The organism is Pseudomonas sp. G3-39 (assembly GCF_054790485.1).
Genome location: NZ_CP186497.1, coordinates 1,459,397 through 1,481,501 on the forward strand (window position 1 = coordinate 1,459,397; position 22,105 = coordinate 1,481,501).

General features: G+C 60.2%; 19 protein-coding genes. 9 read left to right on the forward strand and 10 right to left on the reverse strand.

The annotated features are described in order from the left end of the window. Window positions 1–70: 70 nt before the first annotated feature. The 4 genes from hrpA (at window position 71) to ACOYXG_RS06700 (ending at window position 6,383) form a co-directional block, all read left to right on the forward strand. Entirely contained in the window at window positions 71–3,982 is a 3,912-nt protein-coding gene (gene hrpA / locus ACOYXG_RS06685; RefSeq protein ID WP_460356617.1) for an ATP-dependent RNA helicase HrpA, read from the forward strand. Window positions 3,983–4,307: 325 nt separating this feature from the next. Then, the gene (locus tag ACOYXG_RS06690) at window positions 4,308–5,429 is read left to right on the forward strand and encodes a beta-ketoacyl-ACP synthase III (protein ID WP_007969627.1); all 1,122 of its coding nucleotides are present in this window, start codon (window positions 4,308–4,310) and stop codon (window positions 5,427–5,429) included. 106 nt (window positions 5,430–5,535) lie between these two features. Beyond that, complete coding sequence (locus ACOYXG_RS06695) at window positions 5,536–6,150, forward strand: RNA polymerase sigma factor (protein ID WP_003222662.1); 615 nt, start codon at window positions 5,536–5,538, stop codon at window positions 6,148–6,150. Continuing rightward, window positions 6,144–6,383, forward strand: coding sequence for an anti-sigma factor family protein (locus ACOYXG_RS06700; protein WP_460356621.1), 240 nt, complete (start codon window positions 6,144–6,146; stop codon window positions 6,381–6,383). The genes ACOYXG_RS06695 and ACOYXG_RS06700 overlap by 7 nt, the downstream gene beginning before the upstream one ends. Before the next feature lie 168 nt (window positions 6,384–6,551). Here the strand turns inward: ACOYXG_RS06700 and ACOYXG_RS06705 are convergent, their stop codons facing one another. Further along, entirely contained in the window at window positions 6,552–7,874 is a 1,323-nt protein-coding gene (locus ACOYXG_RS06705) for a putative porin (protein WP_097086729.1), read from the reverse strand. A gap of 278 nt (window positions 7,875–8,152) precedes the next feature. Between ACOYXG_RS06705 and ACOYXG_RS06710 the strand changes: the two genes are divergently transcribed. Continuing rightward, on the forward strand, window positions 8,153–9,277 hold the full coding sequence (locus ACOYXG_RS06710) for a GNAT family N-acetyltransferase (protein ID WP_460356624.1): 1,125 nt from the start codon (window positions 8,153–8,155) through the stop codon (window positions 9,275–9,277). 158 nt (window positions 9,278–9,435) lie between these two features. Here the strand turns inward: ACOYXG_RS06710 and aqpZ are convergent, their stop codons facing one another. From aqpZ to ACOYXG_RS06735, 5 genes are all read right to left on the reverse strand, one after another. Then, on the reverse strand, window positions 9,436–10,131 hold the full coding sequence (aqpZ, locus tag ACOYXG_RS06715) for an aquaporin Z (protein ID WP_027614546.1): 696 nt from the start codon (window positions 10,129–10,131) through the stop codon (window positions 9,436–9,438). Between the two features lie 290 nt (window positions 10,132–10,421). Further along, window positions 10,422–12,254, reverse strand: coding sequence for an ABC transporter ATP-binding protein (locus ACOYXG_RS06720; protein ID WP_027614547.1), 1,833 nt, complete (start codon window positions 12,252–12,254; stop codon window positions 10,422–10,424). A gap of 88 nt (window positions 12,255–12,342) precedes the next feature. After that, window positions 12,343–12,906, reverse strand: a complete 564-nt coding sequence (locus ACOYXG_RS06725) for a peptidylprolyl isomerase (RefSeq protein ID WP_095138580.1) — start codon at window positions 12,904–12,906, stop codon at window positions 12,343–12,345. A gap of 3 nt (window positions 12,907–12,909) precedes the next feature. After that, the gene (locus ACOYXG_RS06730; protein WP_460356630.1) at window positions 12,910–13,713 is read right to left on the reverse strand and encodes an alpha/beta fold hydrolase; all 804 of its coding nucleotides are present in this window, start codon (window positions 13,711–13,713) and stop codon (window positions 12,910–12,912) included. Between the two features lie 14 nt (window positions 13,714–13,727). After that, entirely contained in the window at window positions 13,728–14,651 is a 924-nt protein-coding gene (locus tag ACOYXG_RS06735; RefSeq protein ID WP_027614550.1) for a LysR family transcriptional regulator, read from the reverse strand. 49 nt (window positions 14,652–14,700) lie between these two features. Between ACOYXG_RS06735 and ACOYXG_RS06740 the strand changes: the two genes are divergently transcribed. The 3 genes from ACOYXG_RS06740 to ACOYXG_RS06750 all read left to right on the forward strand — a co-directional run bounded on the left by ACOYXG_RS06740 (window position 14,701) and on the right by ACOYXG_RS06750 (window position 17,056). Continuing rightward, entirely contained in the window at window positions 14,701–15,015 is a 315-nt protein-coding gene (locus tag ACOYXG_RS06740; protein WP_098967723.1) for a 3-phosphoglycerate kinase, read from the forward strand. Between the two features lie 229 nt (window positions 15,016–15,244). Further along, the gene (locus ACOYXG_RS06745) at window positions 15,245–15,844 is read left to right on the forward strand and encodes an FMN-dependent NADH-azoreductase (RefSeq protein ID WP_096796629.1); all 600 of its coding nucleotides are present in this window, start codon (window positions 15,245–15,247) and stop codon (window positions 15,842–15,844) included. A 345-nt stretch (window positions 15,845–16,189) separates the two neighbouring features. Next, entirely contained in the window at window positions 16,190–17,056 is an 867-nt protein-coding gene (locus tag ACOYXG_RS06750; RefSeq protein WP_139055239.1) for a carboxylate/amino acid/amine transporter, read from the forward strand. A 110-nt stretch (window positions 17,057–17,166) separates the two neighbouring features. Here ACOYXG_RS06750 and ACOYXG_RS06755 read toward each other — a convergent pair whose 3' ends face one another. Then, entirely contained in the window at window positions 17,167–18,465 is a 1,299-nt protein-coding gene (locus ACOYXG_RS06755) for a mechanosensitive ion channel family protein (RefSeq protein WP_096796631.1), read from the reverse strand. 191 nt (window positions 18,466–18,656) lie between these two features. Between ACOYXG_RS06755 and ACOYXG_RS06760 the strand changes: the two genes are divergently transcribed. Further along, complete coding sequence (locus ACOYXG_RS06760; protein WP_041070247.1) at window positions 18,657–19,997, forward strand: DEAD/DEAH box helicase; 1,341 nt, start codon at window positions 18,657–18,659, stop codon at window positions 19,995–19,997. A gap of 62 nt (window positions 19,998–20,059) precedes the next feature. Here ACOYXG_RS06760 and ACOYXG_RS06765 read toward each other — a convergent pair whose 3' ends face one another. From ACOYXG_RS06765 to ACOYXG_RS06775, 3 genes are all read right to left on the reverse strand, one after another. After that, complete coding sequence (locus tag ACOYXG_RS06765; protein ID WP_460356636.1) at window positions 20,060–20,659, reverse strand: hypothetical protein; 600 nt, start codon at window positions 20,657–20,659, stop codon at window positions 20,060–20,062. 12 nt (window positions 20,660–20,671) lie between these two features. Beyond that, complete coding sequence (locus ACOYXG_RS06770; RefSeq protein WP_097086739.1) at window positions 20,672–21,256, reverse strand: papain-like cysteine protease family protein; 585 nt, start codon at window positions 21,254–21,256, stop codon at window positions 20,672–20,674. Window positions 21,257–21,518: 262 nt separating this feature from the next. Next, a complete protein-coding gene (locus ACOYXG_RS06775; protein WP_097086740.1) occupies window positions 21,519–21,794 on the reverse strand; it encodes a hypothetical protein in 276 nt (91 codons plus the stop codon). Window positions 21,795–22,105: the final 311 nt, after the last annotated feature.

Below are 22,105 nucleotides of genomic sequence, written 5' to 3' on the forward strand. Positions count from 1 at the left end.
GTCGTGTTCAGTGATGCAAATCTGCGACAATCGGCCCCCTGCATAAACAGACGACCGAATTGCGTACCCGATGACCGACGAATCGCCCTCCATCGACAAACTGCTGAAAAACCTCGATCACGCCATGCTCGCCGACCGTCACCGGCTGCGGCGGCAGTTGCTCGAGCTGCGTAAGAAACCCGACGAGGCCAAACTGGCCCAGTGGGTGGCGCGCATGCAGGCGTCCTGTGATCAGGTGCTGGCGCGCCGTGCCAGCCTGCCAGTGATTCGTTACGACGACAGCCTGCCGATCGCCGCCAAGCGCGACGAAATCAAGGCAGCGCTGGAGAAGCATCAAGTGCTGATCATCGCTGGCGAAACCGGCTCGGGTAAAACCACCCAGTTGCCGAAAATCTGTCTGGAAATCGGTCGCGGCCAGCATGGCTTGATCGGCCACACCCAGCCACGCCGAATCGCTGCGCGCAGTGTCGCTAGTCGGGTGGCCGAAGAGCTCGGCACACCGCTCGGTTCGCTGGTCGGCTATCAGGTGCGCTTTGAAGATCAGAGCGATTCCAACACCCTGATCAAACTGATGACCGACGGCATCCTGCTGGCGGAAACCCAGAACGACCGCTACCTCGAGCGCTACGACACGATCATCGTCGACGAAGCCCACGAACGCAGCCTGAACATCGACTTCCTGCTCGGTTACCTGAAAACCCTGCTGCCGCGTCGCCCGGATCTGAAGGTCATCATCACTTCGGCGACCATCGATCTGGAGCGCTTCTCCAAACATTTCGACGATGCGCCGATTGTCGAGGTGTCCGGTCGCACCTTCCCGGTGGACACCTGGTATCGCCCGCTGACCCTGGAGCAAGACGAAGAGGGCAACCGTGTCGAAGACGACCTGACCGTGGATCAGGCGATCCTCGCCACCCTCGACGAAATTGCCGCCTACGAGCGCAGCGAACGCCGCAGTCCCGGCGATGTGCTGGTGTTCCTGCCCGGCGAGCGCGAGATCCGCGATGCCGCCGACATGCTGCGCAAGGCCCAGCTCAAACACACGGAAATCCTGCCGCTGTACGCGCGCCTGTCGCCGGCCGAACAGCAGCGGATTTTCCAGTCGCACCCGGGGCGCCGCGTAGTGCTGGCGACCAACGTTGCCGAGACCTCGCTGACCGTGCCGGGCATCCGTTACGTGATCGACAGCGGCACCGCGCGCATCAGTCGCTACAGCTATCGCGCCAAAGTTCAGCGCCTGCCGATCGAAGCGATTTCCCAGGCCAGCGCCAATCAGCGTAAAGGTCGTTGCGGCCGGGTTGAACCGGGGATCTGCGTGCGTCTGTACAGCGAGGAAGATTTCCTCGGCCGCCCGGAGTTCACCGATCCGGAAATTCTGCGCACCAACCTCGCCGCCGTGATCTTGCAGATGCTGCACCTGCGCCTCGGTGAGATCACCGCGTTCCCGTTCATCGAGCCGCCGGACGGCAAGGCGATCAGCGACGGTTTCAACCTGCTGCAAGAACTCTCGGCGGTGGACCGCAACAGTCAGCTGACTCCGCTCGGGCGCCAGTTGGCACGTCTGCCGGTGGACCCGCGCATGGGCCGCATGCTGCTCGAAGCGGCAAAACTCGGCAGCCTGCAGGAAGTGCTGATCGTCGCCAGCGCCATGTCGATTCAAGACCCGCGCGAGCGTCCGCCGGAGCGTCAGCAAGCAGCCGATCAGGCCCACGCACAATGGAAAGACACCGACTCCGACTTCGCCGGGCTGGTCAATCTGTGGCGCGGTTTTGAAGAGCAACGCCAGGCGCTGACCGCCAGTCCGCTGCGCAACTGGTGCCGGAAGAATTTCCTCAATTATCTGCGTCTGCGCGAGTGGCGTGACTCTCATCGCCAGTTGAGCCTGATCTGCCGCGACATGCAGCTGAGCCTCAACAAGGAACCGGCGGATTACCCGAAACTGCACAAAGCCGTGCTGGTCGGCCTGCTCAGCCAGATCGGCCAGAAAACCGAGGACGGTGATTACCTCGGCGCCCGTCAGCGGCGCTTCTGGATTCACCCGTCGTCGGGCATCGGCAAGAAGCGTCCGCAGTGGCTGATGACCGCCGAACTGGTGGAAACCACCAAACTCTACGCGCGCATGGTCGCCAAAATCGATGCCGACTGGATCGAGCCGCTGGCCGGGCACCTGATCAAGAAAAACCATTTCGAACCGCACTGGGAGAAGAAGCGCGGCCAGGTCGTGGCCTACGAGCAGATCACCCTGTTCGGGCTGATCGTGGTCGGTCGCCGCCCGGTGCATTACGGCCCGGTGGATCCGGTGGTCTCGCGTGAGCTGTTTATCCGTGAAGGTCTGGTGCGTGGCGAGATTCAGTCGAAAGCCAAGTGCCTGACCGCCAACAAGCAGTTGCTCGAACAGCTCGACGAGCTGGAAGCCAAGGCTCGGCGCCGCGACATTCTCGCTGACGAAGAAACCCTGTACGCGTTCTACGATGCGCGCTTGCCGGCGGAGATTCATCAGACCGCGACGTTCGACAGCTGGTATCGGGTCAACAGCCAGAAAGACCCGCAATTGCTGATCATGCGCGAAGAAGACGTGCTGGCCCGCGAGGCCAGTGAGGTCACCGCGCGCGACTACCCGGACACGCTGCACATCGGTGATCTGGAACTGGCGCTCAGTTATCACTTCGAACCCAATCACCCGCGCGACGGCGTGACCCTGCGCGTGCCGGCACCGCTGCTGCCGATGCTGCCACCGGAACGTCTGGAATGGCTGGTGCCGGGGCTGATCGAGGCCAAGTGCATTGCGCTGGTGCGCAATCTGCCGAAAGCCTTGCGCAAGAACTTCGTGCCGGTGCCGGATTTCATCAAGGCGGCGTTGCAGCGCATGACCTTCGCTGAAGGCTCATTGCCGCAAGCGCTCGGTCGCGAGTTGCTGCGCATGACCGGTGCGCGCGTCAGCGATGAAGCATGGGCGGAAGCCGCGCAGCAGGTCGAAAGCCATCTGCGGATGAACCTGGAAATCGTCGACGGCCAGGGCAAGTTCCTCGGCGAGGGCCGCGACCTGGCCGAGCTGACCGCGCGTTTTGCCGAAGCCAGCCAGGCGGCTTTGGCCGTGCCGCAGAGTGCGAAAAGTCAGCAACCGGTGGAGGCCAAGGTCTTCGCCCCGGTGGCGGAAAAGACCCAGCAGAAGATTGCCGGATTGTCGATGACGGTCTATCCGGCGCTGGTGGAAGAGGGCGGCACGGTCAAGGAAGGGCGGTTCTCGACCCCGGCCGAAGCCGAGTTCCAGCATCGCCGCGCCTTGCAGCGGCTGCTGCTGCAGCAACTGGCGGAGCCGGCGAAGTTCCTGCGCAGCAAACTGCCGGGTATCACCGAGTTGGGCCTGCTCTATCGCGAGCTGGGCCGAGTGGATGCGCTGGTCGAAGACATTCTGCTGGCCAGTCTCGACAGCTGCATTCTGGAAGGCGAAGACCCGTTGCCCCGTGATGGCGCCGGGCTGGCGGCATTGGCCGAACGCAAACGCGGCAGCTGGACCGAACACGCCGAGCGCGTCGCGCGGTTGACGCTGGAGATTCTCAAGCTGTGGCACAGCCTGCAAAAACGCTTCAAGGGCAAGATCGATCTGGCGCAGGCTGTGGCGCTGAATGACATCAAGCAGCAAATCAGCCATCTGGTGTATCCGGGTTTCGTCCGGGAAACACCGATGCAATGGCTCAAGGAGTTGCCGCGTTATCTGAAGGCGGTCGAGCAGCGTTTCGAGAAGCTCGGCGCGCAGGTGCAGAAGGATCGAGTCTGGAGCGGTGAACTGGCCGGCCTCTGGGCGCAATACCAGACCCGCGCCGCCAAGCATGCCCAGGAAGGCAAACGCGATCCGCAGCTTGAACTGTACCGTTGGTGGCTGGAGGAATACCGCGTGTCGCTGTTCGCCCAGCAGTTGGGAACGAAAGTGCCGATCTCGGACAAGCGGCTGAGCAAGCAGTGGAGTCAGGTCGAGGCCTGACAGTGAGCCTTACACAATCCCTTGTAGGAGTGAGCCTGCTCGCGATTGCGGTGTGTCAGTCACCGTAATACTGACTGACACACCGCAATCGCGAGCAGGCTCACTCCTACAGGGAAATGGGGTGGTGCTTGAGAAAGGCGCCAAAACCTTGGGTTTATGGCAAACTTCGCGACCATAAATGCCGTTTTCGCGACCCAGAGCCTTTGGCGAGTTCGCGGATCGGACTAAAAGATGCCAGGTCAGCGTCCCCGGACGGGAATAGACCCTTTGTGTGTTGGTACGTCGGTGCCAGCGCTTTCTGCCTGAACAGATTAGAGAAACGACCATGCATAACGTCGTCATCAGCGGCACCGGCCTGTACACCCCGGCCAACAGCATCTCCAACGAAGAGCTGGTGCAGTCTTTCAATACCTACGTCGCGCAGTTCAACGCCGACAACGCCGACGCCATCGCCAGCGGTGAAGTCCAGGCGCTGACCGAATCCAGTGCTGCATTCATCGAAAAAGCCTCGGGCATCAAGAGCCGCTTTGTCATGGACAAGGACGGCATCCTTGATCCTGCGCGCATGGCCCCGCGCCTGCCGGAGCGTTCCAACGACGAATGGTCGGTGCTGTGCCAGATGGCCATCGGCGCCGCTGAACAGGCGCTGCAACGTGCCGGCAAGACCGCCGCCGACATCGACGGCGTGATCGTTGCCTGCTCCAATCTGCAACGCGCCTACCCGGCCATCGCCATCGAAGTCCAGGAAGCACTGGGCATTCAGGGTTTCGGTTTCGACATGAACGTCGCCTGCTCCTCGGCGACCTTCGGCATTCAGGCCGCGGCCAACAGCGTGCAACTGGGCCAGGCCCGGGCGATTCTGATGGTCAACCCGGAAGTCTGCACCGGTCACCTGAACTTCCGTGACCGCGACAGCCACTTCATCTTCGGTGACGCCGCGACGGCGGTGATCATCGAGCGCGCTGACCTGGCGACGTCCAAGTACCAGTTCGACGTGGTCAGCACCAAACTGCTGACCAAGTTCTCCAACAACATCCGCAACAACTTCGGCTTCCTCAACCGCGCCGCGGAAGAGGGCATCGGCGCCCGCGATAAGCTGTTCGTGCAGGAAGGTCGCAAGGTGTTCAAGGACGTCTGCCCGATGGTCGCCGAGCTGATCGGTGAGCACCTGGAGGAGAACAAACTCAACGTCGGCGACGTCAAGCGCTTCTGGCTGCACCAGGCCAACCTGAGCATGAACCACCTGATCGTGCGCAAGCTGCTGGGCCGTGAAGCCACTGAAGAAGAAGCCCCGGTGATTCTCGACACCTACGCCAACACCAGCTCTGCCGGCTCGGTGATTGCCTTTCACAAATATCAGGACGATCTGGCCAGTGGATCGCTGGCGGTATTGAGCTCGTTCGGCGCCGGTTACTCGATCGGCAGCGTGATTCTGCGCAAGCGCTGAGTGCGCCTGAAAAGATCGCAGCCTGCGGCAGCTCCTACACTGATCTCTGTAGGAGCTGCCGCAGGCTGCGATCTTTTGCTTTCGACCATCTGAAAACGAGGCGTGCATGGCCGCAACCGACGACACCCAACTGCTCGAACGTCTGCTCGCGGGTGAGCAAAAGGCTTTCAAGGAGCTGGTCAGCACCTACCAGAGCGCCATGCGCGCCGTGGCGTATGCCATCGTCGGCCAGCGCCATGTCGAAGAAGTGGTGCAGGACGCCTGGCTTTCGGTGGTGCGCCACATCGGCAGCTTCGAGGGTCGTTCCAGTCTCAAGACCTGGCTGCTGACCATCACCGCCAACTCGGCCAAGAGCCGCTACAAACAAAACCGCCGCGAAGTGTTGATGGATGATCTGCCGTCACCCCACGGCACCATCGATGACGACCGTTTTTCGCCCGGTGACGGCCATTGGCTGGTGGCGCCATTCGCCTGGCATCAGGACACCCCGGAAGCCTTGCTCACCGAAAGCGAGTTGCGTGACTGCCTGGAGCACACCTTGCTCAGTCTGTCGGAACTGCAAAGCAGCGTGTTGCTGCTACGCGAGCGTCAGGGCCTGGAGCTGGAAGAGATCTGTAATCTTCTGGAGATCTCGCTCTCCAATGTCCGTGTGCTGCTGCATCGGGCGCGGCTGAAAGTCTTCGCCACGGTGGAGCATTTTGAGGAGACCGGCGAATGCTGACCTGCAAGGAACAAGTAGCGCGCTCCAGCGATTATCTCGATGGCCAATTGAGCTTTCGCGAGAAACTGCTGGTGCGCCATCACCTGATGTTCTGCCCCAACTGTCGGCGGTTCATTCGTCAGATGCGTTTGATGCAGGCCACGTTGAAGGCTCTGCCTGAGAAGCCGGATGAGGGTGTGGACGCGCTGGCCGAACGCCTGGCCGAGCAACGCCGCAAGGATAATCTCCTGTAGGAGCTGCCGCAGGCTGCGATCTTTTGATCTTGTTTTGAAGATCAAAAGATCGCAGCCTGCGGCAGCTCCTACAGGTTTTTTTGCTTCCTGCAGAAATAGCCCGGCGCGGTCGACACGAACGGATGATGGGGATCGTCTCGCCCGCGTCAGGCTAGAGGGTGACGCGTTTTAGAACTTGGCTTCCGCATCCAGCTGCAGAGTGTTGGTGTCTGCGTCACGCTGGGTACGGCTGGAGAAGTCGGCCTTGGTCAGGAAGTACGTGGCGCCGATGGCGAAGTTCTTGTCGATGTCGTAACCGACCTTGAACTTGTGCCCACGGGAACCGGTGGTGCCGTTGGCGAAGTCGGAGTCGGTGAACGCGCCGACCACGGCGTCACGCTGTACGTCACGATAGTTGTAATCCAGGTTCAGACCGAAGACTTTCGACTTGGCGCCGACCAGCCACGCGGTATCGGCGTCGGTCACGGCATCGTTGTTCTTCACGTATTGACCGTAGAACGACAGCGGCATCGGCAGACCGCCAATGTCGATCTGGCTGAAACCTTCGTACAGGCGGAACTCGTTGTTGGCCGAGTTGCCGTTGACCGACAGCGCGCACGGTGTGGATGTCCCGGTGCAGCGGCTGTCTTCGTCGTTCTGGTAGGCGTAGACGCTGCCGCCCAGGGTCAGTTTCAGGTTGTCGGTGATGCTGAAGCGGCTGCCCAACTGCCCGGCAGTCAGACGCAGGTCGTGACGGAATTGCACGCCTTCGCCGTCGACGTTGTCTTTGAGGGTGTAGTTACCCAGGCTGCCGAACAGTTCGGCGCTGCTGCCCAGTGGATATTTGTAGGTGACGGCCAGACCTTCCGGGTTGATGTCGCTGTCCCAGATCACGTCGCCCATGCTGACCCACGGTTGCAGCATCTTGCCGCCGATCACGTGCAGGTTCTTGATGGCATCGGGGTGGTAGTCGATGTAGCCGAGGTCGAGCCAGATCTGCTTCTTGTCGAAGTAGTTGTCCATGTCCTGGTTGGTCGAACGGGCATCGTCGCCGCCGCCGGTGGCAATACGGATGCCGGTGTCGACTTGCGGGTTGATCTCGGTGTAAGCCCCCAGACGTGCGCGGATGCGCTGGCGATCCTTGTCTCGGCCGCCGTTGTTGGATTCGCCGTCGATCTTGACGGTCTCCTGACGAATACGTACGTCACCCTTGAACTGGGTCTTGGCGGCCCAGGCGAGTTTCTGGTCGAAGGAGCTCAGCTCGTTGGTTTTCTTCGCGGTTGCCGCGATTTGCTCGTTGGTCTCTTGCTGCGCCTGCTGCGCGATTTGCTGAGCCTTCTGATCCTTGGCCAGTTCAGTTTGCAGTTCGATGTACTGCGCCTGGGAAATGGAACCGTTGGCCTTGAGCATGTCGAGCAGTTTGGCGTCGACTGCAGCACTGGCCGGAACGCTCATGGCCAGCAACAGGCCACCGCACAAGGCCGCCGCAGTTTTCGTGGAAGCAAGACGCATAGCAATCTCCGAAGATGAGAGGGATGGCAGAACCATCCGGGGCACACCGACGCGTACGTCGGAAAACAGTGTCCGGGTAGACCCCGGCGCTCTAAAAACAGGAGCGAGTATCGCGATGGTTTATGACAGAGCAGTGGCTAAGTGATGTCATGTCGATGACGATACAAAGTCCTCGTGAACTATTGAGCTAGAGCACTGTCGTCCGATTGCTCGTGTGCAAAGGGCAGCGATAAGCGATACTCGCGGGGCTTTGAAGCCCGGAAGTGGAGAGTCAGTTGATGCCGTTGCAACGCCTGCAAAGCCTGTCAGAAATCGCCCCGGCGACATGGGACGCGCTGGTGCCCGAGAACCAGCCGTTTTTGCGCCATGCGTTCCTCAGCGCACTGGAAGACAGCGGTAGCGTCGGACCCCATACCGGCTGGCAGCCCGAGCATCTGCTGCACGTTGAAGGCGGTCGGTTGATCGCCGCGCTGCCCAGTTATCGCAAGTGGCATTCCTACGGCGAGTACGTGTTCGATCACGGCTGGGCCGATGCCTGCGCCCGGGCCGGCATCGATTACTATCCCAAACTGCTGACGGCGGTGCCGTTCAGCCCGGTCAGCGGACCACGCTTGCTGGCCGCCCGGGTCGAGGACGGTTTCGAACTGCTCAAGAGCCTGCCGGGTTATCTGGAAATCGAGGAGCTTTCCAGCGCGCACATCAATTTCACCGACCCGTTCACCGATGCCGCCATGGCCGAGCAGCCGGGCTGGCTGCAACGTATCGGCTGTCAGTATCACTGGCAGAATCGCGGTTATCGGGACTTCCAGGATTTTCTCGACGCGCTCAGTTCGCGCAAGCGCAAGCAAATGCGTAAAGAGCGCGAGCAGGTGGCGGGGCAGGGCTTCGAATTCGAATGGCTGGAAGGGCGTGAGGTGGACGAGGCGCAATGGGATTTTGTCTACGCCTGCTATGCCAACACCTACGCCGTGCGCCGCCAGGCGCCGTACCTGACGCGCGAGTTTTTCAGTCTGCTGGCTGCGCGGATGCCGGAGGCGATTCGGGTGGTCTTCGCCAGACAGGGTTCACGGCCGGTGGCGATGGCCTTCAGTCTGGTCGGGGGCGACAGCTTCTATGGGCGCTATTGGGGCTGTCTGGCCGAGTTTGACCGGCTGCATTTCGAGACGTGTTTCTATCAGGGCATGGACTATGCGATTGCTCAGGGGTATCAGCGCTTTGATGCCGGCGCTCAGGGCGAGCACAAGCTGATTCGCGGCTTTGAACCGGTGATCACCCACTCGTGGCACTACCTGCGTCATCCCGGTCTGAAAGCCGCAGTCAAAGACTTCCTGCAACAGGAACGTGCTGGCGTCCTTGCGTACGCCGAGGAAGCCAGAACAGCCTTGCCATACCGCCAGGCCTGAGCTTGCCTTTAAACGGGGCCGACATCGATTCTCGGGCGTGGTTGATTTATTACTGTGGGAGGGGGCTTGCTCCCGAATGCGGTGTGTCAGTACGGTAGCTATGACTGACACGACGCCTTCGGGAGCAAGCCCCCTCCCACAGGGGATTTCCAGTGGGTTCAGGATTGCTCTTTGCCCAGCCAGCGATAAATCGTCCCGCCCACTATCGCGCCAATCAGCGGCGCGACCCAGAACATCCACAACTGCGCGATCGCCCAGCCGCCGACCATCAGCGCCGGCCCGGTGCTACGAGCCGGGTTGACCGAAGTGTTGGTGACCGGAATCGAGATCAGGTGAATCAGCGTCAGCCCCAGGCCGATGGCAATCGGTGCGAGGCCCGCCGGGGCGCGTTTGTCGGTGGCGCCGAGGATGATGATCACGAACATCCCGGTCATCACCAGCTCGGTGACAAAGCCTGCCGCCATCGAGTATTTGCCGGGCGAGTGCTCGCCGTACCCATTGGACGCCAGACCTGCTGCGATGTCGAAACCTTCCTTGCCGCTGGCGATGTAGTAGAGCAGCGCGGCGGCGAGTATCCCGCCGAGCACCTGGGCGATGATGTAGGCGGGTAGCTCTTTTGCTGGAAACCGTCCGCCGACCACCAACCCGACCGATACCGCCGGATTGAGATGACATCCGCTGATGTGGCCGATGGCGAACGCCATGGTCAGCACCGTCAGACCAAACGCCAGGGCCACCCCCAGCACTCCGATGCCCAGAGGCGAAGACGCGGCGAGCACCGCACTGCCACAACCACCCAGAACCAGCCAGAACGTACCCAACAACTCAGTAACTGAACGTTTGAACAGAGACATGAGAGAGTCCTTGATAGGCGTGCTATCGAGACTGTATCGAGTTGTGCTTCCCTGCAGATTTACGACAGGTTCCGTGCTGGAACCTTGGCTGAGTACAGCACGCTTTGGATGGATTTCCAGCAGCCATCAAAAAACCGCCAGAGCCCGTGGTTAGAGGGCTGTGGCGGTTCTCAATATATTGTGGGAGGGGGCTTGCTCCCGAATGCGGTGTGTCAGACAAATGTTCGGTACTGACACCCCGCTTTCGGGAGCAAGCCCCCTCCCACATTGGAGTTGTATTGATTCAATGATCAATCGATCCCGACAAATCCCCCGGTCTGGTGCGCCCATAACCGCGCATACAATCCGCGATGCGCCAGCAGTTCGGCGTGGGTACCGCTCTCGGCGATCTTGCCGTTTTCCAGCACTACCAGCCGATCCATACGGGCAATGGTCGAGAGACGGTGAGCAATGGCGATCACGGTTTTGCCTTGCATCAGGGTTTCCAGGCTTTCCTGGATCGCCGCTTCGACTTCCGAGTCGAGTGCCGAGGTTGCTTCGTCCATGATCAGGATCGGCGCGTCCTTGAGCAGCACCCGGGCAATCGCAATGCGCTGGCGCTGACCGCCGGACAGTTTCACCCCGCGTTCGCCGACGTGCGCGTCGAAACCGGTACGGCCCTCAGCGTCCGACAGCAGCGGAATGAACTCGTCGGCGCGAGCCTTGTGCACCGCGTCCCAGAGCTCGGCGTCGGTGGCGTCAGGCTTGCCATACAGCAAGTTGTCGCGGATCGAGCGGTGCAGCAGGGAGGTGTCCTGCGTGATCATGCCGATGCGTGCGCGCAGGCTTTCCTGGCCGACTTCGGCGATGTTCTGCCCGTCGATCAGAATGCGTCCTCCCTCGACGTCGTACAGGCGCAGCAGCAGGTTGACCAAGGTCGATTTGCCGGCGCCGGATGGCCCGATCAGACCGATTTTCTCGCCGGGTTTAATGTTCAGATTGAGGTCGCCGATGATGCCTTTCTTCTTGCCGTAGTGAAAATCCACGTGCTCGAAACGCACTTCGCCACGAGCCACGGCCAGCGGTTTGGCCTGCTCGCGATCAGTGACGCTGACCGGTTGCGAGATGGTCTGCAGACCGTCCTGCACCATGCCGATGTTTTCGAAGATGCCGGTGACCACCCACATGATCCAGCCGGACATATTGACGATACGAATCACCAGACCGGTGGCCAGGGCGATCGCGCCGACGGTGATCAGCGACTGCGTCCACAGCCACAGCGCCAGCGCGGTGGTGCCAACGATCAGCAGACCGTTCATGGTGGTGATCGCCACGTCCATGCTGGTCACCACGCGGCCGGCCATCTGCGCCTTGACCGTCTGTTCTTCGATGGCTTCCTTGGCGTAGTGCTGTTCGAAGTTGGTGTGGGCGAACAGCTTGAGGGTGGCGATGTTGGTGTAGCCGTCGACGATCCGTCCCATCAGTTTCGAGCGCGCGTCGGAAGCTTCCACCGAACGCTCTTTCACCCGTGGCACGAAGTAATACAGCGCACCGATGTAGGCGACGATCCACGTCAGCAGCGGGATCATCAGGCGCCAGTCGGCTTCGGCGAACAGCACCAGCGAACTGATCGCGTAGATCACCACGTGCCACAGCGCATCCACCGCTTGCACCGCCGAATCGCGCAGCGAGTTGCCGGTCTGCATGATGCGTTGGGCGATGCGCCCGGCGAAGTCGTTCTGGAAGAAATTCAGGCTCTGCTTGAGCACGTAACTGTGGTTCTGCCAGCGGATCATGCTGGTCATCCCCGGGCTCAGGGTCTGATGCACCAGCAGATCGTGCAGGCCGAAAAAGATCGGCCGCAGCACCAGCGCAACCACCACCATCCACGTCAGTTCGAGGGCGTGGTCGCTGAAGAAATTCGGGTTGGGCGTGCCCTGGGCCAGGTCGATGATGCGGCTCAGGTAGCTGAACAGCGCCACTTCGATCAACGCGGCAAACAGGCCGACGACGAGCAGGGCGGCAAAACTCGGCCAGACCTGCTTGAGGTAATAGGTATAGAAGGGCCAGACACGATCCGGCGGGGAGGCCGTGGGGGCGTCGCGGAATATGTCGATCAGTTGTTCGAAACGGCGATAGAGCATCAGATAACCGCCCGGATGCCGGGCTCTCCTTTTATCGGTGTGAGCGGCGCGGCTTCAGGCCAGCGCCGCTCGAAACGCCCTGTACAGCTTAGTCGATGACTTTGGCCGACTTGATGATCACAGGGTCGACAGGCACGTTTTGCATGCCCTGTTTGGTGGTGGTCTGCGAGTTGACGATGATGTCGACCACGTCCATGCCTTTGACCACTTTGGCGAATACCGCGTAACCGGCATCACGGCCCGGATCAAGGAAGGCGTTGTCGGCGACGTTGATGAAGAACTGGCTGGTGGCCGAATCAGGGTTGGAGGTACGGGCCATCGACAAGGTGCCGCGAACGTTGTGCAGGCCATTGCTGGCTTCGTTCTTGATCGGCGCCTTGGTTTCTTTCTGCTGCATCTGTGGCGTGAAACCGCCGCCCTGAGCCATGAAGCCCGGGATCACGCGATGGAAAATGGTGTTGGTGTAAAAGCCGCTGTTGACGTAATCCAGAAAGTTTTTGGTACTGATCGGCGCCTTGACCGGATCCAGTTCGATTTCGATCTGGCCGTTGGTAGTGTCCAGCAGTACGTGCGGTGCTTTTGCAGGCGTGGCAGCCATCAGGTTGGCAGCAAACAGCACGGTGCCGGCGGCGAGGGCGAGTTTTTTCAGCATGGGTCAGTGATCCTGAGATTGAGTATCGGCTGTGGCAAGGAACGCCAGCAGCGTTTGGTTAAAGCGTTCGGGTTGATCGAGCGGGGTGGCGTGGCGCGAATCGGCGATGACCACCAACCGCGCATCGGGCAGCAGTTTTACATAGGTTTCTTTCAGTGCTACCGGTGTGTAGTCACGGTCGGCAGTGACGATGAGCGTTGGACAGGTCACCCGGGAAAGTCGTTCCTGGACGCCCCAGCCAACAATCGCATCGAAGCTGGCGAGATAAGCACGTTTGTCGTTTTTTGCCCAGCGTTCGGCCATTTTCTGTCGCAGATCAGCCTGCTCGGGTTTCGGGAACAGTTTGCCGCCTAATGCCTTGCCAATGGTCGCGAGGCTGAGCACGCGCATCAGGCTCCAGCGCTTGAACCACTGCCAGTAATCGTCGCGGCTGCGCAGTTTGACCTCGGGGGCGCTGTTGACGATGGTCAGGCTTTTCAGCATTTGCGGCTGATCGACGCCGAACTGAAAGCCGATCATCCCGCCCATCGACAGCCCGACGTAATGCACCGGGCCGAGTTTCAGGTGTTCGATCAACGCCAGCAGATCGGTGCTGAACCCGGCGATGCTGTAGCGCTCGCGAGGTTTGTCCGAGCGACCGTGACCGCGTATATCCGGAACGATCACCCGGTAGTGCGCCGACAGCGCCGGGATCTGCATTTCCCAGTCCAGGGTGCTCGAACCCAGTCCGTGAACCAGTAGCAACGGGGTGCCGTGGCCATATTCCTCGTAGTGCAGGTTGCAACCTTCATGTTCGAAATAGGCCATCGGTGAACTCCGTGTCAGGCTTGCTCGGGGGCGGCGAACGGTGCGTCAAGCGGCAAAGTGTCGAAGGTGCGCAACAGTTCGATGAGGATTTGTGTGGCCGGGCCCAGCGGTTTGTCCTTGTTCGAATACAGATAGAAGCTCGGGTTGCGGCTGCCACCCTGATCCAACGGTAGCAGCTTGAGCGTGCCTTCCTTCAATTCCCGTTCGATCATGTGCCGTGGCAGCCAGGCAAAGCCCAGGCCGCTGCTGACGAACGTGGCAGCCGTGGCGAGGCTGCCGACGGTCCAGCGCTGTTCGGCGCCGAGCCAGCCAACGTCGCGTGGTTGCTGGCGGCCGGAGTCGCGAATCACCACCTGCATCTGGGTTTCCAGGTCCTGGAAGCTCAGTTCGCGGTTGAGCCGATGCAGCGCGTGATCAGGGTGGGCGACCGCGACAAATTCGACGTCGCTCAATTCCGCGCCGAGGTAGCCGGGGATGCTCAGGCCGGTGATTGCCAGATCGGCCACGCCCTCGAGCAAGACCTCCTCGACCCCCGACAACACCTCCTCGCGCAGACGCACGCGGCAGCCGCGGCTCTGCGGCATGAACGCGGTCAGCGCCCGCACGATACGTGCGCTCGGGTAAGCCGCATCGACCACCAGCCGCACTTCGGCTTCCCAACCTTGCTCCATGTGGTGGGCGAGGTCTTCCAGTTGGCTGGCCTGTTTCACCAGTTGTCGCGAGCGGCGCAGCAGTACGCCGCCGGCTTCGGTGAGCACCGCTTTACGTCCGTCGATGCGCAGCAACGGCACGCCGAGCTGGTCCTGCATGCGGGCGACGGTATAACTCACCGACGATTGCGAACGGTGCAGAACCTCGGCGGCCTGGGCGAAACCACCGTGGTCGACCACGGCCTGCAATGTTCGCCATTGATCAAGGGTCACGCGGGGCGCTTTCATCAATAGCTCCTCTTGTCCTAAGCTGGCCGTCCCTCATGGAGACTGGCGAATGAAAAAATTCTGTTGTGTGGTGCTCGCGTTGCTGCCGCTGACTGCGTTTGCTTACCCGATCGATGTGCAGAAGAACCTCAATGGCTTGAAGATCGACTACGAGACCTTCGACACCGACAAAGACATCGGCTCCATCCGGGTCGCCAACTACGGTGATGTCGACGCGACCTGCAAAGTCGTTTTCAACAATGGCCCGGAAGCACCGCGTACGCGAAACATCGAAGTCCCGGCCCGCAAGCATACGAATGCCACGGCCAAGTTCTCCCGCGAGATCATCAGGCTGCGCATCGATCTGAGCTGCAGCCCGAAATAACGGTAATCCCCTGTAGGAGTGAGCCTGCTCGCGATTGCGGTGTGTCAGTCGATACCTGCTCTGACTGATGCACCGCCTTCGCGAGCAAGCCCGCTCCCACAGGGTACAAACTGCATCTAAACGAATTATTCGATGCTTTGCAGCAATTATTTGCGCTTTTTCATCGATACGACCCTGTTTAACCTTCACTCCATCGACCTACAACATTCTCGGATGGAGACTACACACCATGTCCCGCGTTCTGATCATTGAAAGCAGCGCCCGCCAGCAAGACTCGGTTTCCCGTCAACTGACCCAGACCTTCATCGGTCAGTGGAAAGCGGCGCATCCCAACGATCAGATCACCGTGCGTGACCTCGCCGTGAATCCCGTTCCACACCTGGACGCCAACCTGCTGGGCGGCTGGATGAAGCCTGCCGAGCAGCGCAATGCCAGCGAACAATCGTCGCTGGAGCGCTCCAACGAATTGACCGACGAGCTGCTCGCCGCCGACGTACTGGTGATGGCTGCGCCGATGTACAACTTCGCGATCCCGAGCACCCTCAAGGCCTGGCTCGACCACGTGCTGCGTGCCGGCGTGACCTTCAAGTACACCGAAACCGGCCCGCAAGGCCTGCTCAGCGGCAAACGTGCCTACGTGCTGACCGCTCGCGGCGGGATCTACGCTGGCGGCCCGGCCGACCATCAGGAACCGTACCTGCGTCAGGTCATGGGTTTCATCGGCATCCATGACGTGACCTTCATTCACGCCGAAGGCATGAACCTGGGTGGCGACTTCCAGGAGAAGGGCCTGAATCAGGCCAACGCCAAACTGTCTCAGGTCGCTTGATATGTTAATCGCCAGATAATCGCCGCTGGTTAAGTGACCTGGCGCAACCCCTTCAAGGCTCTACGCGCATCGAACCTCCCTTTGCACTTGTTGCTCCTGAGTGCTGTAGCCCGATTGAACGCTTTAGCGAGATCGGGCTTTTTTTTGCCTGTGTTTTTTGAACAACACAAAACTCCTTGTGGGAGCGAGCCTGCTCGCGAAAGCGGTGCATCAGACAAGTATCTGCCGTCTGACACTCCGCCTTCGCGAGCAGGCTCGCTCCCACAGGGGGATTTTGTGTTTCGGGCTATTCGCAGTGAGACCAGAAAACCGCTATCGTCGCCGCCATTCGAAACAGAGGCGACCATGGGCTATCTACTTTTTGTCACGCTGATCCAGGCGTTTTCCTTCAGTCTGATCGGCGAATACCTCGCCGGTCACGTCGACAGCTACTTTGCAGTGCTGGTGCGCGTGGTGCTGGCCGGGCTGGTGTTCATTCCGTTGACCCGCTGGCGCTCGGTGGAGCCTTCGTTCATGCGCGGCATGCTGCTGATCGGCGCGTTGCAGTTCGGCATCACCTACGTTTGCCTGTACCTGAGCTTCCGTGTACTGACGGTGCCGGAGGTGTTGCTGTTCACGATCCTCACGCCGCTGCACGTGACGCTGATCGAAGATGCGCTGAACCGCCGCTTCAATCCGTGGGCGCTGGTGGCCGCGTTGGTAGCGGTGGGCGGTGCGGCGGTGATTCGTTTTGACCGGATCAATCCGGACTTCTTCATGGGCTTTTTGCTGCTGCAACTGGCCAACTTCACCTACGCCGCAGGGCAGGTGATGTACAAGCATCTGGTGGCAAAACACCCGAGTGATCTGCCGCACTACCGACGTTTCGGCTTCTTCTATCTCGGCGCGTTGGCGGTGGTATTACCGGCATTCCTGCTGTTTGGTAAAGCGAACTTTCTGCCGGAAGCACCGCTGCAATGGGGCGTGTTGTTGTTCCTAGGACTGGTCTCGACTGCGCTGGGGATGTACTGGTGGAACAAGGGCGCGTGCATGGTCAACGGCGGCACGCTGGCGGTGATGAACAACCTGCATGTGCCAGTGGGCTTGCTGCTGAATCTGCTGATCTGGAATCAGCATGAGGAACTGGGAAGGTTGTTGCTGGGCGGCAGCGTGATTCTGGCGGCAGTGTGGATCAGCCGGTTGGGCATCCGCAATTCCCAAGCCACCGCATAACCCCTGTGGGAGCGGGCTTGCTCGCGAAAGCGGTGTGTCATTCAACGATTATGTTGACTGACCTGACGCCTTCGCGAGCAAGCCCGCTCCCACAGTTTTGATCGATGGCGTTACATGAGGTGTTTCTGCGGCTCGGGAATGCTCGCCGCCCCCAACACCGCCGGCAACAACCCGGTCCGCAAATCCCCGCCACTCGGCTGCTGATACAGGCTCAAGCCAAACTCCGGCAGCACCGCCAGCAGATAATCGAAAATATCCCCCTGAATCCGCTCGTAATCGGCCCACACCGTGGTGGTGGTGAAGCAGTAGATCTCCAGCGGAATGCCCTGCGCCGTGGTCTGCATCTGGCGCACCATGCAGGTCATGTTCGGCTGCACCTCCGGGTGACTCTTCAAATACGCCAGCGCATAAGCGCGGAAGGTGCCGATGTTGGTCATGCGCCGGCGGTTGGCCGACATCGCCGCGACGTTTCCTTGCGCCTCGTTCCACGCCTTGAGTTCGGCTTTCTTGCGGCCCATGTAGCCGGTCAGCAGGTGCACTTGGCTCAACTTCTCTTCTTCATCGTCACGAATGAAGCGCACGCCGCTGGCGTCGATGAACAGGCTGCGCTTGATCCGTCGCCCGCCGGACTGTTGCATGCCGCGCCAGTTGCGGAACGACTCGGACATCAGGCGCCAGGTCGGGATCGAAACGATGGTCTTGTCGAAGTTTTGCACCTTGACTGTGTGTAGGGTGATGTCGACCACGTCGCCATCGGCGCCGACTTGCGGCATTTCGATCCAGTCGCCGACCCGCAGCATGTCGTTGCTGGTCAGTTGCACGCTGGCGACGAACGACAGCAGCGTGTCCTTGTAGACCAACAGAATCACCGCCGACATCGCACCCAGACCAGAGAGCAGCAACAGCGGTGAACGGTCGATCAACGTGGCGACGATGATGATTGCGCCAAACACGTACAGAACCATTTTCGCCAGTTGCACATAGCCCTTGATCGAGCGGGTGCGGGCGTGTTCGGTGCGGGCGTAGATGTCCAGCAGCGCATTGAGCAGGGCGCTGACCGATAGCAGCAGGAACAGGATGGTGAAGGACAGCGCCACGTTGCCGAGAAAGGTCATCGCGGTTTTGCTCAGTTCCGGCACCAGGTGCAGGCCGAACTGGATCACCAGCGACGGCGTCATCTGCGCCAGACGTTGAAACACCTTGTTGTGGCGAAAGTCGTTGATCCAGTGCAAGGCCGGCTGGCGCCCGAGCATGCGGCTGGCATGCAGGATCAGATAGCGTGCCACTCGTCCGAGGACCAGCGCGATCACCAATAGCAGCATCAGCGCCAGGCCGGATTGCAGGAATGGGTGCTTTTCGAGGGCACCCCAGAGGTCTTGGGCGTTGAGCCAGAGCTGTTTGAAATCCATGTGAGCAACGATTCTTCTGTAAGACGCGATGGGCGATTAGAGCATTTAAGACGCTGTGTATTACCGTTGGAGACAAATCGAGCAACAAAAAAGCCACTGATTGCGCCCGTTTGTATAAAGAAACTCGGCCTGAGCGCTCGAAACCGGTAACCTATGCAGCTGTTTTTTTGCATATCTTCGAGGTAGCACCCGTGTTTTCCCAATTCGCCCTGCACGAACGCCTGCTCAAAGCCGTGGCCGAGCTGAAATTTGTCGAGCCAACGCCTGTGCAAGCAGCGGCCATTCCGCTGGCGCTCCAGGGGCGTGACCTGCGGGTGACGGCGCAAACCGGTAGCGGCAAGACCGCCGCTTTTGTCCTGCCGATCCTCAATCGTCTGATCGGCCCGGCGAAGATCCGCGTCAGCATCAAGACCCTGATCCTGCTGCCGACCCGCGAACTGGCCCAGCAGACCCTGAAGGAAGTCGAGCGCTTTTCGCAGTTCACCTTCATCAAGTCCGGCCTGATCACCGGCGGTGAAGACTTCAAGGTGCAGGCCGCGATGCTGCGCAAGGTGCCGGACATCCTGATCGGTACGCCGGGCCGGATGATCGAGCAACTCAACGCCGGCAACCTCGACCTCAAAGAAGTTGAAGTGCTGGTGCTCGACGAAGCCGACCGCATGCTCGATATGGGTTTCGCCGAAGACGTGCAACGTCTGGTCGACGAATGCCCGAACCGTCAGCAGACCATGCTGTTCTCCGCCACCACCGGCGGTTCCGGCCTGCGCGAGATGATCGCCAAGGTGCTGAACAACCCAGAGCACCTGCAGCTCAACGCGGTCAGCCAGCTGAACTCGACCACCCGCCAGCAAATCATCACCGCCGACCACAATCAGCACAAAGAGCAGATTGTGAACTGGCTGCTGGCTAACGAGACCTACCAGAAGGCCATCGTCTTCACCAACACCCGTGCCATGGCCGACCGCATCTACGGCCGCCTCGTGGCTCAGGAATACAAGGCGTTCGTGCTGCACGGCGAGAAAGACCAGAAGGATCGCAAACTGGCGATCGATCGTCTGAAGCAGGGCGGCGTGAAGATTCTGGTCGCTACCGACGTCGCGGCCCGTGGTCTGGACGTTGATGGCCTGGATCTGGTGATCAACTTCGACATGCCACGCAGCGGCGACGAATACGTGCACCGCATCGGTCGTACCGGCCGCGCAGGCAACGACGGTCTGGCGATCTCGCTGATCTGCCACGGCGACTGGAACCTGATGTCGAGCATCGAGCGCTACCTCAAGCAGAGCTTCGAGCGCCGCACCATCAAGGAAGTCAAAGGCACCTACGGCGGACCGAAGAAGGTCAAGGCCTCGGGCAAAGCCGTCGGCGTGAAGAAGAAAAAGACCGACGCCAAGGGCGACAAGAAGAAAACCGCCGCCAAGACCCCGACCAAGCGCAAGAGCGCCAACCGTCCGAAGCCGGATTCTCTGGTGAGCAGCGACGGCATGGCCCCGCTCAAACGTCGCAAGCCGGCTGAGCCAGCGGCTGAATAAATCGCCACAAATGGCCAATAAAAAACCCGGACAGTGTCCGGGTTTTTTTTGCGCAGGGTTTGTCAGCTCCCCAACTGTCCGCTGGTGTCTGCGTCAAAGCGCTGTTTGGCGCGACCTGCCGCCGGTTTGAGCAGCGCGAGCAGCGCGGCTTCGCTGTACAGCCGCGAGTCCCCAAGCTCTTTCGGCGTCGGCTCGATGGGGATCAGCATATCTTCACCGGCAGCGTGCAGCCAGATCGCCACGACGTGCAGTGCCGAGACAAACAACACGCGCAATTCAACGCTTTTGCCCTGCAGTTGCGGCGCCTGTTCCGCCAGTTTCAACGCGCCCACGGTGTCGGCGGCCCGGGTGCCGTGGTTCAGCGAAGCGAACTCGACATGGCCACGCACCTCGGCCAGTTGCGCATCGGCAATGCTCACGCCGTCGGCAAATACCAGGTAATGCCAGTCGCCGATGCGCGCGTCCTTCAGACCTTTGCCCTGGCTCAGATCGTCCAGCGTCAGCGAGTAGCCGCGATAGGCTTCGCTGAGGCTGACTTTGGCCGGTGTCGCGTTGGCGAACTGGCGGTTGATGCCGAAGCTCTGGTTTTGCAGCGCGGCTTGCAGCACCGGACGCAAAGTCTGTACGCCGTTGGAAGGCGCCTTTGGATAAGTCAGTTGCATGATGTCGCCCTCCTAGTTTTTTGCGGTGAAATAAGTGTGAGTCCAGTTGCCGCCGCCGTTGTACGAACCGGGGAATGAGTTCAGCGCGCGGGTCGAGTAACCGTAGATCGAGTCGGCGATCAGCACGTAGTTGCCGTTGGTGCCGTAGATCGCCAGGAAGTGCGCGCCACCACCGTACCAGGCACAACGCAGGCCGACCGGGCGGCCCATGTTGATCTGGTTCTGAATGGCCGACATCTGCAGCGAACCCTGATTCATCCCGTTATAGCTGCGGGTGGTCTGCAGGGCCGAATCCAGATAGCCGTAGACGTTGCACGGCCCCGGCTGGCTGCAGCAATTGCGGTCCAGTTGGGTGCTGGCGACGCCGCACTGGGTCCAGTTTCCAGTGCCGTAATAATTGCCGACCGAAGCGGAAACAGCGGCCCAGCACCAATTGGTCTGAGTCTGTTTCTGCATCGTGAAGTTAAGGTTGGCAGCGGCCAGTGCCGCCGTTTGCGCAGTGGCTTCAACCTCGACCAGTTGCGGGTCGATCAGGTGGCCAACAAGGCACCTTGGCAGGCTCTCGCCGGTGAACGATGTTGCTTGAGTGGTTAACATTTTTTCAGTCCTCCATGAATGAAAACAAGCGTCCAGCTTGTGATTGTGTTGCGGTATTGCCGAGCGATCGGTGGTTAACGGTTTTCATCTGCGATGAACGGTGCCGATCTCCTTGCTCGATGTAACCTTAGTCTGGATATGCGTTTGTGCAAGAAAATAAATGCACAAATGCATTTTCAAGATCAAAAGATCGCAGCCTTCGGCAGCTCCTACAGGGTCTGGTGTAGGAGCTGCCGAAGGCTGCGATCTTTTGATCTTGCTTTTAGCTGTCGGCTTTTTTCTCAGCCGAGTCCAGTTCCTTCAAGCGCTGATCAATCAACTGGCACTTGTCCGGCAGATCGGCGCTGGCCGTGCCCAAGTCCATCTTCTGCAACTCGGCATTGATTTCCTTGGCCTTGGCCGGATTCTGTTCGGTGAGCTTGGCCACTTCCTTGGCCAGTTGTTCGCGTTTGGCGGTGGCCTCTTCTGGTGTGCAGGCCCAGACGGGCAGGGCGCAGGCGAGGGTGGCGGCGAGGGTGAGCTTGAGCAGGGTTTTCATGGGGGCAGGCCTCCGTTCCGGGTAGGGCGGGTTGATCGGTGGAGGGTTTCGGGCGGTGAAAAGTTCAGTTCCAGTGTTTTTACCAGTCCATTTAGAGTGACCGAACGGTCGCGATCTTCCCCTGAAAAAGCATACTTCTTGAGGAAAAGCCACGGGTTAGAGCGGTTGTTGTAAAAGACACTGTACGACTTATTGACGCCAGAATGATGGCGATCTACCATCGCGCCATCACATTGATATCAAATTGTGATTTCGAGGGATCGAACAAACTATTCGCCAGCGGTTCTGCGATCGTTTTTGCCACGCTTTGG